The 15,806-nt window shown below is 41.3% G+C and carries 12 protein-coding genes; 5 read left to right on the top strand and 7 right to left on the bottom strand.

All coding sequences use genetic code 11. The features are described 5' to 3' along the window. Positions 1-7 precede the first annotated feature (7 nt). The 3 genes from KPY62_RS10335 to KPY62_RS10325 form a co-directional block, all read right to left on the bottom strand. Positions 8-1,732, bottom strand: a complete 1,725-nt coding sequence (locus KPY62_RS10335; RefSeq protein ID WP_216581911.1) for an AMP-binding protein — start codon at positions 1,730-1,732, stop codon at positions 8-10. 372 nt (positions 1,733-2,104) lie between these two features. Then, the gene (locus KPY62_RS10330; protein WP_216581910.1) at positions 2,105-3,838 is read right to left on the bottom strand and encodes an AMP-binding protein; all 1,734 of its coding nucleotides are present in this window, start codon (positions 3,836-3,838) and stop codon (positions 2,105-2,107) included. 294 nt (positions 3,839-4,132) lie between these two features. After that, positions 4,133-5,917, bottom strand: a complete 1,785-nt coding sequence (locus tag KPY62_RS10325; RefSeq protein ID WP_228730653.1) for a vWA domain-containing protein — start codon at positions 5,915-5,917, stop codon at positions 4,133-4,135. A gap of 466 nt (positions 5,918-6,383) precedes the next feature. On the opposite strand from KPY62_RS10325, the gene parC reads away from it, so the two are divergent. Beyond that, complete coding sequence (parC, locus tag KPY62_RS10320; RefSeq protein ID WP_216581908.1) at positions 6,384-8,693, top strand: DNA topoisomerase IV subunit A; 2,310 nt, start codon at positions 6,384-6,386, stop codon at positions 8,691-8,693. A 122-nt stretch (positions 8,694-8,815) separates the two neighbouring features. After that, the gene (locus tag KPY62_RS10315) at positions 8,816-9,496 is read left to right on the top strand and encodes a hypothetical protein (protein ID WP_216581907.1); all 681 of its coding nucleotides are present in this window, start codon (positions 8,816-8,818) and stop codon (positions 9,494-9,496) included. 61 nt (positions 9,497-9,557) lie between these two features. On the opposite strand, the gene KPY62_RS10310 is transcribed toward KPY62_RS10315, so the two are convergent. Then, positions 9,558-10,094 carry an REP-associated tyrosine transposase gene (locus KPY62_RS10310; protein ID WP_216581906.1) on the bottom strand — a complete coding sequence of 179 codons (537 nt, stop codon included), beginning with the start codon at positions 10,092-10,094 and terminating at the stop codon, positions 9,558-9,560. Between the two features lie 208 nt (positions 10,095-10,302). Here KPY62_RS10310 and KPY62_RS10305 point away from each other — a divergent pair, with 208 nt between their 5' ends. Continuing rightward, positions 10,303-11,157, top strand: a complete 855-nt coding sequence (locus KPY62_RS10305; RefSeq protein ID WP_216581905.1) for a Cof-type HAD-IIB family hydrolase — start codon at positions 10,303-10,305, stop codon at positions 11,155-11,157. A 237-nt stretch (positions 11,158-11,394) separates the two neighbouring features. After that, complete coding sequence (locus KPY62_RS10300) at positions 11,395-12,231, top strand: Cof-type HAD-IIB family hydrolase (RefSeq protein WP_228730652.1); 837 nt, start codon at positions 11,395-11,397, stop codon at positions 12,229-12,231. A gap of 104 nt (positions 12,232-12,335) precedes the next feature. Here the strand turns inward: KPY62_RS10300 and KPY62_RS10295 are convergent, their stop codons facing one another. The 3 genes from KPY62_RS10295 to KPY62_RS10285 form a co-directional block, all read right to left on the bottom strand. Further along, on the bottom strand, positions 12,336-12,755 hold the full coding sequence (locus tag KPY62_RS10295; RefSeq protein ID WP_216581904.1) for a hypothetical protein: 420 nt from the start codon (positions 12,753-12,755) through the stop codon (positions 12,336-12,338). Between the two features lie 343 nt (positions 12,756-13,098). Further along, complete coding sequence (locus KPY62_RS10290) at positions 13,099-13,362, bottom strand: hypothetical protein (protein ID WP_216581903.1); 264 nt, start codon at positions 13,360-13,362, stop codon at positions 13,099-13,101. Between the two features lie 75 nt (positions 13,363-13,437). After that, a complete protein-coding gene (locus KPY62_RS10285; RefSeq protein ID WP_216581902.1) occupies positions 13,438-14,235 on the bottom strand; it encodes a 3-oxoacyl-ACP reductase in 798 nt (265 codons plus the stop codon). A gap of 428 nt (positions 14,236-14,663) precedes the next feature. On the opposite strand from KPY62_RS10285, the gene KPY62_RS10280 reads away from it, so the two are divergent. Further along, entirely contained in the window at positions 14,664-15,794 is a 1,131-nt protein-coding gene (locus KPY62_RS10280; RefSeq protein ID WP_216581901.1) for an ABC transporter substrate-binding protein, read from the top strand. The last annotated feature ends 12 nt before the right edge of the window (positions 15,795-15,806 follow it).

Here is a 15,806-nt window from a genome sequence, read left to right as displayed (position 1 = left end):
TATTTGATTATTCCAAGCCTTCCATCTTACGTAATTCTTTACGTAGTATTTTACCTACATTAGATTTTGGCAGTTCAGCGACGAACTGTATATGACGAGGACGCTTATAGCCAGTCAATTGTTTTTTGCCGAAATCTATTAGCTCTTGCTCAGTGACTTCGCCTTTTTTGACTACAAACAGCTTCGGATCTTCACCACGCTGATCGTTAGGTATGCCGATAGCTCCACACTCTAATACTCCTGGGTGCTCCGACATCACTTCTTCAATCTCATTAGGATAGACATTGAAGCCCGAAACAATAATCATATCTTTTTTGCGATCGACTATTTTAATAAAACCCTTTTCGTCCATGATGCCGATATCACCAGTTTTTAGATAGCCATTAGCAGTAAAAGTTTCGGCAGTCTCATCCGGACGGTTTTGATAGCCAATCATCACTTGTGGGCCTTTTACACTCACCTCTCCACGCTCACCGATAGCCACTTCATTTTCGTCATCATCAATTAATATGACATCAGTACTAGAAGCGGGTATACCTATTTTACCAGTGAACTCAGCTATGGTCATCGGGTTAAAAGCTACTACTGGCGAAGTTTCAGATAAGCCGTAACCTTCAACGATAGGTAAGCCGGTGATTTTATGCCAGTCTTTAGCTACGCTTGGCAATACCGACATCCCACCGCCAATAGCTGCTTTTAGATTAGAGAAATCTAAGTTTGCAAAGGCTTCTTTATGGACTAAACCATTGAACAAAGTATTTACCGCTGGGATAAACGACGGCTTATATTTGCCCATCTCTTTAATGAGGCCATCTAGATCACGAGGGTTAGGAATCAATAGTCCCGCATAGCCTTTGTACATGCCATACATACCACAGACCATAAAGGAGAACACATGATAAAGTGGCAGTGCAGTCAAGATAACATTATCAGCATTAGCATCATCTTCAAAGGCGCTATTCATTAAAGCGTTAATCTGTAGCATATTGGCGACTAAGTTGCCATGCGATAACATAGCCCCTTTAGCGACACCAGTAGTACCACCAGTATACTGTAACAATGCCACGTCACTTAGGTTCAAGTCAGGGCGCTGATATGCGCTAGCTGACTCTTTATTCAAAGCTTCGTTAAAGCTAGTGCTATGAGGCAAGCTATAAGCGGGAATCATTTTTTTGATATAGCGAGCTGCTAGATTGATTACGGTGCCTTTTATCAGACCCAGCATATCACCCAGCTTACAGACCACCACATGCTTAACTTTACCTTTGTCTTCGGCATCTTCATAAGTTTTCGCAAAGTTCTCAACGATGAACAAAACTTTAGAGCCACTATCATGCAGCTGATGCGAGAGCTCACGACTGGTATACATTGGATTGACATTCACTAGTACCATACCGGCACGAATGATACCCAGAGCCACCACCGGATACTGCAAAATATTCGGCATCATCACCGCAATTTTGTCCCCTTTCTCTAAGTCTAAAGATTGCAGATAACTGGCTATTTGGCGGCTATATAAGTCCAACTCTTTAAAGGTAATAGCAGCGCCCATACAGATATAAGCGGGTTTTTTACCATAGCGACGAAAGTTGCGCTCAAAGACTTCGAGTAATGAGGTTTCATCATCAGGCATATCGATAGTCGCATCGATACTGTAACGTTCATAAGCAGCGAGCCAAGGTCTATCGCTCGGAATATTCGGCATCGTAGGGAATTGAGTAGCGTGTGCCATTGGTTGATTATCCTTTGCTTTATTGTAGTTGACTGGCTTATGATCTAGGGTTTTGAGTTCTATAAAAATTTATATTAATATCAATTTATAACAAAAAACTGTGCATAGGCTACTGATTTTGAGCCTGTATTTTCTGGCACTATAGCAGTTTTATGGTAAATTCTCTAGCACCAACACTATCGATCTATAGTCTCATCGTCCTATCTTTTGTAGTTTACTCTTGCTCAGAACTTTGACATAAAAAAATGATAAGGCCGCGAATAGGCAACCTTACCATCTGTTTGCTCATTATTAGCACTAAAGCTAATAGTGAGCCGTTTATCCCTTCTGCTAACTATAAATCAGCCAAAACTACTGATGATTTAAGGGCAGTTAAGCGTTATTCTTCTCTTCCATGACTCGCAAATCTTTGTGCAAAATTTTACCCACATTTGATTTAGGCAGCTCATCAATAAACTCAACATAACGAGGACGCTTATAGCCGGTTAAATGCTCTTTAGCATAATCGAGGACTTGCTCTTCAGTTAAACTGGCGTCTTTACGGACCACAAAAATCTTTGGTGACTCGCCACTCTTCTCATCGGGAATTCCGATAACGCCACACTCTATGATCTGGGGATGACCCGCCATCACTTCTTCGACTTCATTCGGATAGACGTTAAAGCCTGACACTAGAATCATATTCTTTTTACGATCGACAATAGTCACATAACCATCATCAGCCATAATGCCGATATCACCCGTTAAGAAGAATCCATCGTCAGTCATAGATTCACGAGTCGCCTCTTCACGCTGCCAATAGCCTTTCATCACTTGCGGACCGCGAACCCCTATTTCGCCGCGCTCGCCTAACTCTACTTCATTACCGGCATCGTCTATGATAGCGATATCAGTTGAGGGCATAGGTAAGCCTATAGTACCGCCAAAGCTTACACTAGTAATAGGATTGGCGGTCGCTACTGGTGAGGTTTCAGAGAGACCATAACCTTGTAGGATGATATTGCCAGTGATTTGACGCCATTTCTCTGCCGTATCACTGACTACTGCCATACCACCACCCATAGAGACCACTAGCTTACTGTGATCCATACCTTTGAACTCTTCATTATTAGCTAAAGCATTGAATAGAGTATTTACTGCTGGAAAGAACGAAGGTGGATTGGCTTTATAGGCTTTTATCAAACTATCGAGATCGCGTGGATTAGGCACTAATAGACCAACACAACCACGATAAATACCAAACATACCGCAGACAGTAAAGGAGAAGATGTGATAAAGCGGCAAAGCGGTCAGGATAACCGGCTGCTCACCTCTTTTATCGAACTCATCAAAAGCGGTGCCTAAAAAAGTATTACTTTGTACTAAGTTAGCCACTAGATTCTTATGGGTCAGCATAGCCCCTTTAGCCACACCAGTAGTACCACCAGTATATTGTAGTACTGCAATGTCTGCCAGACCGATATCGGTTGGACGCTTGTACTTACTGGCAGAAGATTTTTTTAGCATCGCTTTAAAACTGACACTATTAGCAATATTGTAGTCTGGGACCATTTTTTTGACATGACGGACTACAGCATTGACCATAAAGCCTTTAAGGGCCCCCATCATATCGCCCATGCCAGTAATGACCACATGCTCGACTACTTTACGACCTATATCTTGATAAGTTTTAGCGAAGTTTTCTACCATGATCAATGCTTTGGCATTAGAGTCTGTTAGTTGATGCTCAAGCTCTTTAGTAGTATACAAAGGGTTGACATTCACTAAGGTCAACCCTGCACGTAATACGCCGATGACGGCAACAGGAAGTTGTAAAACATTAGGCATCATCACGGCTACTTTATCGCCTTTGACTAACCCTAGAGACTGTAAATAAACCGCTACTTGTTTGCTGCGTTCATCCACTTCTTTAAAGGTAATGGATGCACCCATGCATATGAAGGCGGTTTTATCACCGTACTTAGCAAAGCTATTTTCGAAAATATCAATCAGCGAGGTATCATCGGCTGGCATTACGATATCATAAGTGAGCCCGAGATCCTCATAAGTTTTGAGCCAAACTTTTTTATTATGACGGGTTGGATTGCTTGGCATTTGATTGTCCATAATCTGGTTTCTCCTAATGGTAATATGCTAAATAGCCCTTTATTCTTTAACATACACACTTTGCACAGACTACTCAATACAAAAGATTGCTACTTCAGTCCTTAAAGACACTTGACCTTCAATATCATTGGTTAGATCAGTATATTGTTATAAAGCCTTCACCTTATTGACTAAGCTAGTCTGCCCAAGTAAGGGGGCACTTCTTAATAGCCTTAAGCACTTTTAACAATCAATAGCCCCAACTTATAAGCAACTAGGTATAAGTTGGAGCATATTTTTATGGTTAGCTTGTCTTTAATTATGGTTATCAAGAGCATCAGCCAGTTCAGTTAAGCTAACAAAATTACGCTGTATACCGTCTGTATCACTACTCGGTTGGCTAGTGATACTTTTACTCGCCAACTTACCACTATCACTAAAGCTCCACTCGTTGATATAATCGCTTTGAGCTAAGCGCTGAGCGAATCCGGCGACTGCAATGGCAAATTGGGTATCGATATTAGCATTACTCAAGTCACGATTATTATTGGTAATAGCTTGGCTAATGAGTTTAGAGCTGCCCCCTTCAGGAGACTTGTAACGTATTTTTAGCAAGCCCAGCTCATTGGCTTTTTGCGTAGTAGCTACTGTTTTATTCGGTTTATCACTGGCATAGCGACGCTCACTATAGAGACCAACTTGGCCGGTCGGCGTGACTTCAAATAGAGCAACCACTGCTTTTCCCGCGCCTAACTCGCCAGCATCAACTTTATCATTATTAAAATCTTGCTCGTTAAGCACTCGGTTTTCGTAGCCTATTAATCGCCACTCACTAACCACAGCCGGATTGAACTCAAGCTGAATCTTCACGTCTTTGGCTACGGTATTGAAAGTCGCTCCTAGCTCATCAGTAAAGACCTTTTTAGCTTCTGTCAGACTATCAATATAACTGTAGTTGCCATTACCATTATTGGCCATCTGCTCCATCATATAATCATTCAAATTACCGCGACCAAACCCTAAAGTCGATAAAGAAATGCCACGATCACGATTGGCTTTAACTAAATCTAGCATTTCATTAACGTCGCTAATGCCAACATTAAAATCACCGTCAGTGAGCATGATAATACGATTAATACCTTTTTTTTGTATCGCTTGTTCAGCTTGGTTATAAGCGAGCTTAAGGGCGTCTTCACCATTAGTTGAGCCTGCTGCCGTTAAGCTATCGATAGCTGCTATTATTTTTGATTTTTTATCACCACTAGTGGCAGGTAAGGCGACGCTAGTACTACCAGAATAAGTAACAATGCTAACGCTGTCTTGCGCACGCAACTGCTGAGTTAGCAGTTTAAGAGAGGCTTGTGCTAATGGCAGCTTATCGTTGGAGGACATAGAGCCAGAGACATCAACTAAAAACACTAAATTCGCTGGCGGCAAGCTAGTATTGCTGGCCGTTGCCAAGCTAGTATCGACCGCTTTGATAGCGACTTTGACAATCTTATTACCTTGATCGGCTCGGTCCCAAGGGGAGTCAACGACTTCCGTAGCTACCAAAAAGGGTGCTGTTCCTAAACGCTTACCATCAGCGAATTGGTAATTGAAATAGTTGATCAGCTCCTCAACACGTACCGCGTCAACTGGCGGCAGCCGACCTTCATTAAGATAGCGGCGCACGTTAGCATAGCTGCCAGTATCAGTATCTATAGATAAAGTAGCTACTGCCATCTCACTAGTCTTATGTACTAAGTTAGGTTTTATATCCTGATAATTATCGCCTGACTGAGACTCTGCTACTATAAAGGGCGATGGTCGGACTCTCTTGCTCTGTGGCACAGCACGGATGAGCATATTAGGGTTAGCCGCGTAATCAGCGCTAGCCGTTTGTTGCGGTGCTACTGTTGCTGAGACCACTACAACTGGCGCTGGAGCAACAGCTTGAGTATTAGTGGTACTAGCACTGGTACTGACACTTTCGGCACTAGGTCGAACCATCTGTTGCGTGCTACAGGCGCTCAGTCCTAAGCCAGCTAGCGTCGTTAACACTAACGCTTTACGAGTCATAATAGTTATACGAGTATTAGCTAACTGAACTGATGACATGAGTGACGTCCTGTTTAGTGAGGATGTAGTTATCATTGCTCCAAAGTCATTGCTCTAAAGTCATTGGGGACTACTAAGTACTGCTTCAGCGATAATGCCTTCGCACCCCCAGTTACTAGCTGCTAATCAACTAAGTAAATAATAAAAAACTATTAAAATCACTATACTAATCTTAGGGGATAAAAGCTATAAACAAAATCAGCATTGGCACGTCACGACCTGTCGTTTATTGTCATAGATAGCTTTTTAATTGCGGCAATATCCTTTACGATAGCGCTAGCTTATTTTATTTTTGGCCTAGAGGCTGAACGCACCATGCTAATTAGGCCAAGCGACTTTGAATGCATGATATTTATATTTATTCTACTTATAATAATAAATACTTATCTAGTTAACAGTAGACCCTTTATACGTAGCACCCTATTTGCAGCAAATTTTTGATCACTATAAAAGCGAAATTTATTCTATGCCTGATATTATCGATAACGATACTGCCCTTCTAGCGGACGATGCACTAGACACGCGCTCAGTAGCCGAGTTTACTGAGCAAGCCTATCTCAACTATGCCATGTACGTCATCATGGATCGCGCACTGCCCAATATTGCCGATGGTCTAAAACCTGTCCAACGTCGCATCATCTATGCCATGAGCGAGCTAGGTCTTAAGTCTACAGCTAAGCCCAAAAAGTCGGCACGTACTGTCGGCGACGTGCTCGGTAAATATCATCCGCACGGCGATAGTGCTTGTTACGAAGCTATGGTACTGATGGCGCAGCCGTTTAGTTATCGCTATCCGCTGATTACGGGTCAAGGGAATTGGGGTAGTCCTGATGATCCCAAATCCTTTGCTGCTATGCGCTACACTGAAGCTAAAATGTCAGCTTATGCCAATACTTTACTGGCGGAATTGGGCCAAGGAACCGTTGATTGGCAAGATAACTTCGATGGCACTATGCAAGAGCCGACTACTCTACCTGCTCGCTTGCCTAATATATTATTGAATGGTACTACTGGTATTGCCGTAGGCATGGCCACTGATATCCCACCGCATAACCTTAATGAAGTAGTCCGTGCGGCTATCCGTCTACTCAAAAACCCTGAACTATCGGTTAAGCAGCTCACCCAATCAATACCAGCCCCAGACTTACCTACTAGTGCCGAAATCATCACTAGCAAAAAAGATCTGCAAGCCCTATATGAAAGTGGGCGTGGCAGTTATAAGATGCGAGCCACTTACCATATCGATGATAAGGAAAAGAACCTCGTCATCATCGATGCGCTACCTTATCAAGTCTCGGGCAATAAAATCCAAGAGCAAATCGCTAAACTGATGACCGATAAAAAACTGCCTTGGGTAGTCGATATTCATGATGAATCTGATCACGAAAATCCTTGCCGTATCGTCTTAGAGCTACGTTCTACGCGCGTCGATGTGCAAAGAGTAATGAGTCATCTGTTTGCCACTACTGAGCTGGAGAGTAACTACCGAGTCAACATGAATATGATTGGCTTAAATGGTAAGCCACAAGTCAAAAACTTGAAAGATATCCTAGAAGAATGGCTAGTCTGTCGGCGCTCAGTGGTCGTACGCCGCTTGCAGTACCGTCTCGATAAGATCGATAAGCGTCTGCACATTTTAGCCGGCTTACTGATTGCTTATCTTAATATCGATGAAGTGATTCGCATCATTCGTGAAGAGGAAGATCCAAAGCTGGCGCTGATGCAAGGCTATGATCTGAGTGAGATTCAGGCCAATGCCATCTTAGATATTCGTCTGCGTCAATTAGCAAAACTAGAAGAATTTGAGCTTAGACGTGAGCAGGATGAGCTAGTCGCAGAACGAGCCATTATTCAAGAGTATTTAGATAATCCTGAAAGCCTAACTGGCTTGATTATTGATGAACTCACTGAAGATATGAAAGCTCATGGCGACAATCGCATGTCACCACTAGCAGAGCGTGAAGAGGCGCAAGCGCTAAAAGAGTCAGATCTAGTACCGAGCGAGCTGATTACGGCTGTGCTGTCAAAAGCTGGTTGGATACGTGCTGCCAAAGGTCATGATGTTGACCCTACCACTATGAGCTATCGCTCTGGAGATGGTTACCAAGCTTATGTGCGTGGCAAGTCTAATGAGAAGATCTATGTCCTTGATAGTACCGGACGTAGCTATAGTATTGACGCCCATAATTTAGCTTCGGCGCGTGGTCAAGGCGATCCATTGACTAGTGTGCTGAAACCACCAGCAGGTGCACACTTTGAGCAGCTATTAACTGGCAATAATGAGCAGCGTATTATCCTTGCCAGCTCGCAAGGCTACGGCTTCATAAATACCATTGGCAATCTTGATAGCAATCAAAAAGCCGGTAAAAACATCATCACTCTAGCGGCTGATAGTCGCCTATTACCAGTCGCTCGTATTGATGCCAATTACAATGTTAGTACTAATGCTAATAGCAGCGATGATGGTTCTGTAAAAGCTACACCTGATCATATCGCCGTGGTAACTAACGCTGGCTACTTATTGATCTTTGCTTTGGATGATCTGCCTGAACAAGCCCGTGGTAAAGGCAATAAGATGATTACCTTGAAAACTGATGAGGAAGTGCTGGCTATCACCCCGTTAAGCAAGCAAGACAGCTTAGTCATCACTGCGGGTAAGCGTCATGTGACCTTGAAGCCAATGGACTTAGCTAACTATACTGCCAAACGTGGCAGCCGTGGTGGCCAGTTGCCAAGAGGTTTTCAGAATGTGACGAGTGTTGAGGTGGTTGGATAAAGTTATCGTAATTTACTTAATAGCAAAGTGGTTTTAGTGCTTGCTAAATCCACAACTAAGATTAAAAATCTAAAATTATTTCCTTAATTATTAATATTAGCTATTCTAAAGGTGAAAATTAGTTGACAAACATTTTAAATAACGCTTGGGTCGTAGGTATAGGTGGAGGCATCCTAAGTGGTCTTTTCGTTGCATTTGTTTCAAGGTATATTTTTTCTAAAAGAGATAATCGTGAATACACACAAAAAGTAGAGGCTGCTAATCGTGAAGTAATATATGCACTGCGCCCAGGCATATCTGATGGCAAAATACCCATAGGAGAAGTTTTAGATGCCCTTCTAAATGCAACTTCTCGACGCTATAAAGTGAGTAAAGACGATATTTTTAAACCTAAGCAAATTGCTGAAGAGTTAATTAAGGAAATAATGGATTCTAGTTTTATATCATCTGATACAAAACAAGGTTACTGTGAAACGCTTACTCATTTAATTGTACCTTCCGATGAAGATACCTCTAAGGATGGCCTATACTATGAGCTAGAAATTATGCAGACTGATTATCGCAGACGTTTAAATGCTAGAATGAGTTATATTTTAGGTTTAACATCGACCTTAATAGTTATCATGCTTACTATATTCAATAGCAGTAGTTTATTCAATTTTAATGACTTTTCTCCAACCCACAATATTATTTCGAAAATATTGCTTCCTACTACATCTATTCTTATATCATCTATTTTAGTTATTACTGCAATAGGCTCAATATACTCGAAAGCTTATACTAAATCGAAAAGGGAAAGCTAGCGTAGGCTGGGCTTTTAGCCCAGCAAGCCATGACTAAAAAACTGAACCCAAATCCCTAAAATCAATCATAATCTAAATCAAACCCATCAATACCTGCCCCACCCCAATCAGAAGAATAAAGCTCCTCATCTACACATTTCTTAAAAGTCGAATACGGCCAATCAATAGGACGCTCCACATAACCATGTTTGACTGCATTGTAATGAATATAATCCATATGGCGTTGGTAATCTAAATCATCCCTGATTCTATGTTCCCAAAATCGCCTTTGCCAGATACCGCGCTCGCGCTTTTTAATTCTGGACTGATTTATCATTTCATCATCTGACTTGGTTATCTGACGAGAAAAATGAGTTTTTAAACTTGAAATAATGACAGCATAATTATCGCTTTCTTCTGCTAAAGTAATCAGTATATGAATATGATCAGGCAGTAATATTAGCGCATGAAGTTGAAAATTATGATTTTGCTTGGTTATTCGATAGGCTTGTCGAAATTGATTAGCATGAGTGGTAAGAAGTTGGCTTTTTCGATCTAATAAATTCATGGTGAAAAAATACGTGCCATCTTTAGACTTGTCTCTAAGGTAGCTTCGCATATTTTTTACCTTTAGTTTGTGTGCATATATAGAATGCTGGGCTAAAAGCCCAGCCTACGGCCTAGCTTGTATTTAATTATATCGTGAGAAAATCCGTTACAGAATAACTGCTTACAAATGGTTAAGGCCACTTCTATAATCACTGGTAATCACAGTGCTAAAATAATCCTTGCCTTAAGCAAGGCTGCTTTAATACAAAAGGACACTCATGCCCACTTCAAACAAAACCAAAAGCTTAGGGAATATCAACCCCGTCTCCATCCCTATCCCTGTTCCAAAAATGATCTTTTTTGATATTGATGATACCTTAAGCCGCAATGGTGAGATTGCACCGCATAATAAAGCCACCCTTGAAGCGCTGGCCAAATCAGACTTAGATATCAAACTGGTTATTTCAACGGGACGCTCAAAGCCGATATTACCGCTAGATATCCAAGCGCTGCTTGCAGATAATGTATTAGATGCCATCATTTGTATGAATGGGCAATATAGTTTTAATAACCAGCAGGTGATTAGTGACTACCCGCTAACTCTTAGTCAAGCGACTACCATTGCAGGACTGTGTGTTGATAGTGCGTTGATCTACAAGTTTGATTCTGCAACCCACATTGCGTGGTCAGATTCGCACGACTGGCAAAATAGATATCACAATAAAATTAAAGACGTGAGCCTGATTGATCCCGAGTATTGTAAGGCAAACACCGTATATCAGTGCTCGGTATTCTTTGATGATCAAAACCAGAAGATGCAGGGCGTTAATTTTGCTAAGCACAACCTAAAACTGGTGCACTGGCATGACTCTATTGGTGACATCTTGCCCGTAGATGCCTCAAAAGCACGTGGTATTTTAGATGTATGCGCTCATTTTGGTATTGATGCCGCCGATTGTATGGCGTTTGGTGATGGATTGAATGATTTGGAAATGTTTGATTTAGTCGGCTTCGCGGTAGCGATGGGTGATGCCAAAGACGAGCTAAAGGAGCGTGCCAACCTCATTACTGGCACCATTGAAGAGCAAGGCATTCAAGGGGTATTAAATCCTATTATGCAAAATTATGCTTAATTAGATTAGGCTGACCTTTTGGTGCAGCAAATTACATAAATATGAGCCTGATAATAAAGATGGCCAGCAAAGCAAGCTTATTCCCTGCTATGTTGCAATATATGCTTTCTGGCTCAACAGCATTACAGGATAAGCGCTAGGTATGCATAATAAGCAAACATTACTTTATAGCTATTTATTTAATGGTGTAGGCTGATTATAGTAACATTTGAATAAATAGAAAATAATAGGATCATCATGTTTATTAAACACAAAGTTGCCCAAGAGATTATGAGTAATAATATCCCTACGCCGAAGATCATATTTTTTGATATTGATGACACTCTGAGCCGTAACGGGGTTATTGCCGAGCATAATAAAGCCACGCTAGAACAACTTGCCAGCAGTGACATCAAGCTTATTATCTCCACAGGACGCTCTAAAGCAATATTACCCTCTGATATCTTAGCGCTACTCGATGCTAATGTATTGGACGCTATTATCTGTATGAATGGTCAATATAGCTTTAATAAGGATGGCATTATCAGCCATTACCCTTTATCAGAGGCGCAAACTAATAAGATTGTGAACTTATGTCAAAAAAGTGATCTTATTCATAAGTTTGACTCAGCCACTCATATCGCTTGGTCAAAAGAGAACGAACGTTTGCGTGAATACAATGCCATAACGCCAAACTCTATTCTTGACCCTGATTATTACAAGTCAAATACCGTCTATCAGTGCTCAGTATTCTTCAATAATCAACAAGACAAAATGCAAGAGGTTGACTTTGCTCAGGATGAATTGAAGCTGGTACACTGGCATACAGTAGGTGCTGACATCTTGCCAGCTAATGCTTCTAAGGCACGGGGTATCATAGACGTCTGTCAACATTACGGCATTGATTCAAAGGATTGTATGGCCTTTGGTGATGGAATGAATGATCTTGAGATGTTTGATTTGGTAGGCTTCGCGGTAGCAATGGGTGATGCTAAGTCTGAGCTAAAAGAGCGTGCGGATTTTGTCACAGGCACTATTGAAGAGTATGGTATTCAGGCGGTGCTTGATCAGTTACAGGTAGCGCAGCAGGCTTAAAGTGTTGATAGTTTCGTAGGCTTAGCTTTTGTAGGCTGGGTTTTTAACCCAGCATTAAATTATGGTAGCTTCAAAAAGCTTGGTTATAAACCCTGCTTAAGTCATTATTTGATACGCGGAATAATATTTACAGACTTCTCTAATATATAGTTAAATTCTTCTTCACTAATTTCTGTTGCCTGACTTTGCCCCGTTCTCTGCTTCTTCCACATTTCGACAAAATAACGATCATCCAAATTGTATAACAGGCAAGGTTCAACAGCGAGAGTATACGAGTGCTCTTTAAAAATCTTATCAAGACTTTTAAGCTTTCTATCCCTTTCAATAATCTGACTAAAATTGTGATCGTCAATCATCAGTTCATCGAAGCTCTGCTGAGTAATTTGTACAGTTCGAACACCATTCCCATGACCACCATTTAGAAAAATAACAAAATAATGATCCTCTAAATTATATAACGCATACCCTTCTGGTCTTTTATAAAAGTAAAATATATTTAATCTACTATTATTTGAGTCTGTCATATATTATTCCCCTTTTATACACTGGGTTTTTAATTCAGCACAATAACTCTATATTCAAAATTATACTTCTAAACGGTGTGCGGGGCGCACCCTACTCGACACTTTAACGACCTCAAATATATGTAAGGTTTTTATTCTTGCGCAAGTGAGGACAGAAGCAGCAAAGCACTGCCTGTCCGCATGGCGAGAACTATATTCTGCTCTTGCGTGAGGGACGAGCGCCGAGGCGAAACATTAAAATAACATGACCCCTGACCCGCATATTTCTATCGGTTAAAGAACGCAATGCTGAGGCCATGCTTTTAAATCTTTGTGTTTTTGTATGAGCTAAACTGACACTCAGTCAACCTCGTCCCATGACCAATCCATAAATCCAACTGCCTAGCTTATAAAGGCCCATAGTGATTGCTATAAATAGCAGAGCAGCTAGTGAATAAACCAACCATGTTGGCATATTAGTCAGCCAAGCCATAGTAAAAGCCACCCCAAGATAAGTTTCTAATGGCCAGCTTAACAGCGGTGTATCCATACCGGAATTAAAAAAGGCCATAATGGCACATAGACCTATGACCGCACTGATCACTCCGGCGATTTTGCGATTACTCATTTTATCTCTCTTATTTGTAACTTAAAACTTATGATTTACAATTTATCAAAGCCTATTAAGGTATATCAAGGCACATTAAGGCATTGTCAGACCGCCATCAACAGCAATAGACTGACCAGTAATAGCCGCACTCAAATCAGACGCCATTAGCAGTACCGAATTGGCAAAGTCTGCCACGGAAGTAGCTTGACGCAAGGGCGTAGTCGTCGCGATATAATCAAAAACTTCTTCGGTGGTTAATTTGCTAGCATCAGTAGTTTTTAATAGTCCACCTGCCAGCAGATTAACTCGAATACCATATTGTCCTAGCTCAGCAGCTAAATTACGAGTGAGGCCAATCAGTGCCGACTTAGCAGTAGTATAGTCATAGTAAGTCACTACTGGGTTATATACTAAGTTGGTAGAGATATTGATAATCTTGCCCATCTGTTGGCTCTTCATCTGCGGCAATACGGCCTGCACTGTATTGACAGCGCCTTTAACGATACCATCGATCTGCTGCGCGAAATGCGCCCATTCAACGGTTTCGATACTAGTATAATCAGCACTTGGATTGAACTGGTAGCTTGGCAAAGCATTATTAACTAATATATCAATGCGTCCAAAGCGTTCAATAACTTGCGCTGCCATAGCCTGCATTTGTGCTAAATCCGTCACATCTCCTTGGTAAGCAAAAGCTTGTCCACCTGCCTGTTTAATCTCTGCTACTACTTGGTCAGCAGCCTGTTTGCTCTTAAGGTAATTAACGCCAACGCTTGCGCCTGCTGCGGCCATTTGCTGAGCGATTTGCGCGCCAAGTCCACGGCTTGCCCCCGTAACAATGACTACTTTATCGCTTAGCAAGGCTGGTATAACGGTCTGATTGTTAATCATAGTTGATTATCCTGTAGAGTTTTATTATTATCGACTCAGTAGCGACTCAGTAGCGACTCAGTAGCGACTAAGTATCGATTAAGTAAGGCTTGTCGAATAATAGAGCACAGCAGTGTCTAGTTGTGAAGGGTCAACAGCACCTAATAAACACTAAAAACGCTAGCTTTTATAGCTCAGTTTAACTAGGGCAAAAAAAGTCTATCATAGCATGGTTGCTTACTGGCATTGGCCCAGTCAAACCTCGATTACTAGTTAGCCTTTAGTTAAAACCTCATAGATTCAAAGCTTTGCCCTTTAAATTATGCCACGTTATAACCATAACAGTAACATCGTAGCTATTAGCGGTTTTTAAACGGCTAGTTAGCCTGCTGCCACTTACTTGTTAAACCTCTATTTTTATTGATTTGTCTTACTTTAGGAGAGTTAATTTGACCCAGTCATCATCCCACCTATCTACTCACACCACCACTCGTACTAGCCTATTACCCAAAGCTTTGTTATGTGCAGCTCTGGGACTGGCTGTTGCTAGCTGTAGCAACTCTGACAAGTCACCAGCCGAAGGTGCAGCTGCTACTAGCGATGTAACCCTCAATCTATATAACTGGTCGGAGTATATGCCACAAGAGATTCTTGATGGCTTTAAAAAAGAGACTGGTATAAGTGTCAATTACACTACGTTTGACTCTAATGAGGCGATGTACGCTAAGTTAAAGCTCCTTGATGATTCAAGCCAATATGACCTTGCTATCCCCTCAACTTATTATGTTGAAAAAATGGCCAAAGAAGGCTTATTACAAGAGCTTGATAAGTCGAAACTAAGTAACTTTAAGAACTTAGACACTTCTTTTACTAATACTAAAGTTGATCCTGACAATAAATACTCGATTCCGTATATGTGGGGCAGTACTGGCATAGCTATTAACGGTGATAAGTTCGACCCTGCGACTGTTAATAGCTGGAATGATCTATGGCGCCCTGAGTACAAAAATCAGGTGATGCTGATGAATGATATGCGTGAAGTATTTGGCATGGCGCTACTGACCTTAGGCTACTCTGGTAATAGTAGCAGCCCTGATGAGATTAAAGCCGCTTACAATAAGCTCACTACTTTGATGCCTAACGTTAAGACCTTTAACTCAGATGCTACTCGTATTCCTTATATCGAAGGCGAGACCAATATCGGTATGACCTGGAATGGTGAAGCGGTTATGGCTAATAATGAAGGCTTAACTAGCTTAGTCTATAAATACCCTACCGAGGGGGCGATATTGTGGATGGATAATTTTGTCATTCCAAAGAATGCTAAAAACGTCGATGCAGCGCACAAATTTATCAATTATTTATTACAGCCTGAAAATGCCAAAATAGTCAGTGAAGAGATAGGCTATGCTTCACCAAATTTAGCCGCACGTGAGCTAATGTCAGATGAAGTGCGTAATAATAAAACTATCTATCCAAGTAAAGAAACTTTAGCTAAAGCTGAGTTCCAAGAAGATGTCGGTGATGAGGCACTGCAAGTTTATCAGCAGTATTGGGATAAACTAAAAACTGGTCGTTAATAGCCTCACTAC

The organism is Psychrobacter sp. TAE2020, assembly GCF_018919485.1.
Lineage (GTDB): Bacteria > Pseudomonadota > Gammaproteobacteria > Pseudomonadales > Moraxellaceae > Psychrobacter.
The sequence above is the reverse complement of the archived record's forward strand: the minus strand, read 5'-3'. Positions and strand labels throughout refer to the sequence as shown.

Excerpts from the sequence above, each read along its gene's own strand:
- KPY62_RS10285 (WP_216581902.1), bottom strand. The coding sequence starts at position 14,235 with ATGATTAACAATCAGACCGTTATACCAGCCTTGCTAAGCGATAAAGTA.
- KPY62_RS10300 (WP_228730652.1), top strand. The coding sequence starts at position 11,395 with ATGTTTATTAAACACAAAGTTGCCCAAGAGATTATGAGTAATAATATC.
- KPY62_RS10305 (WP_216581905.1), top strand. The coding sequence starts at position 10,303 with ATGCCCACTTCAAACAAAACCAAAAGCTTAGGGAATATCAACCCCGTC.
- KPY62_RS10325 (WP_228730653.1), bottom strand. The coding sequence starts at position 5,917 with ATGTCATCAGTTCAGTTAGCTAATACTCGTATAACTATTATGACTCGT.
- KPY62_RS10290 (WP_216581903.1), bottom strand. The coding sequence starts at position 13,362 with ATGAGTAATCGCAAAATCGCCGGAGTGATCAGTGCGGTCATAGGTCTA.
- KPY62_RS10310 (WP_216581906.1), bottom strand. The coding sequence starts at position 10,094 with ATGCGAAGCTACCTTAGAGACAAGTCTAAAGATGGCACGTATTTTTTC.
- KPY62_RS10330 (WP_216581910.1), bottom strand. The coding sequence starts at position 3,838 with ATGGACAATCAAATGCCAAGCAATCCAACCCGTCATAATAAAAAAGTT.
- parC (WP_216581908.1), top strand. The coding sequence starts at position 6,384 with ATGCCTGATATTATCGATAACGATACTGCCCTTCTAGCGGACGATGCA.
- KPY62_RS10335 (WP_216581911.1), bottom strand. The coding sequence starts at position 1,732 with ATGGCACACGCTACTCAATTCCCTACGATGCCGAATATTCCGAGCGAT.
- KPY62_RS10295 (WP_216581904.1), bottom strand. The coding sequence starts at position 12,755 with ATGACAGACTCAAATAATAGTAGATTAAATATATTTTACTTTTATAAA.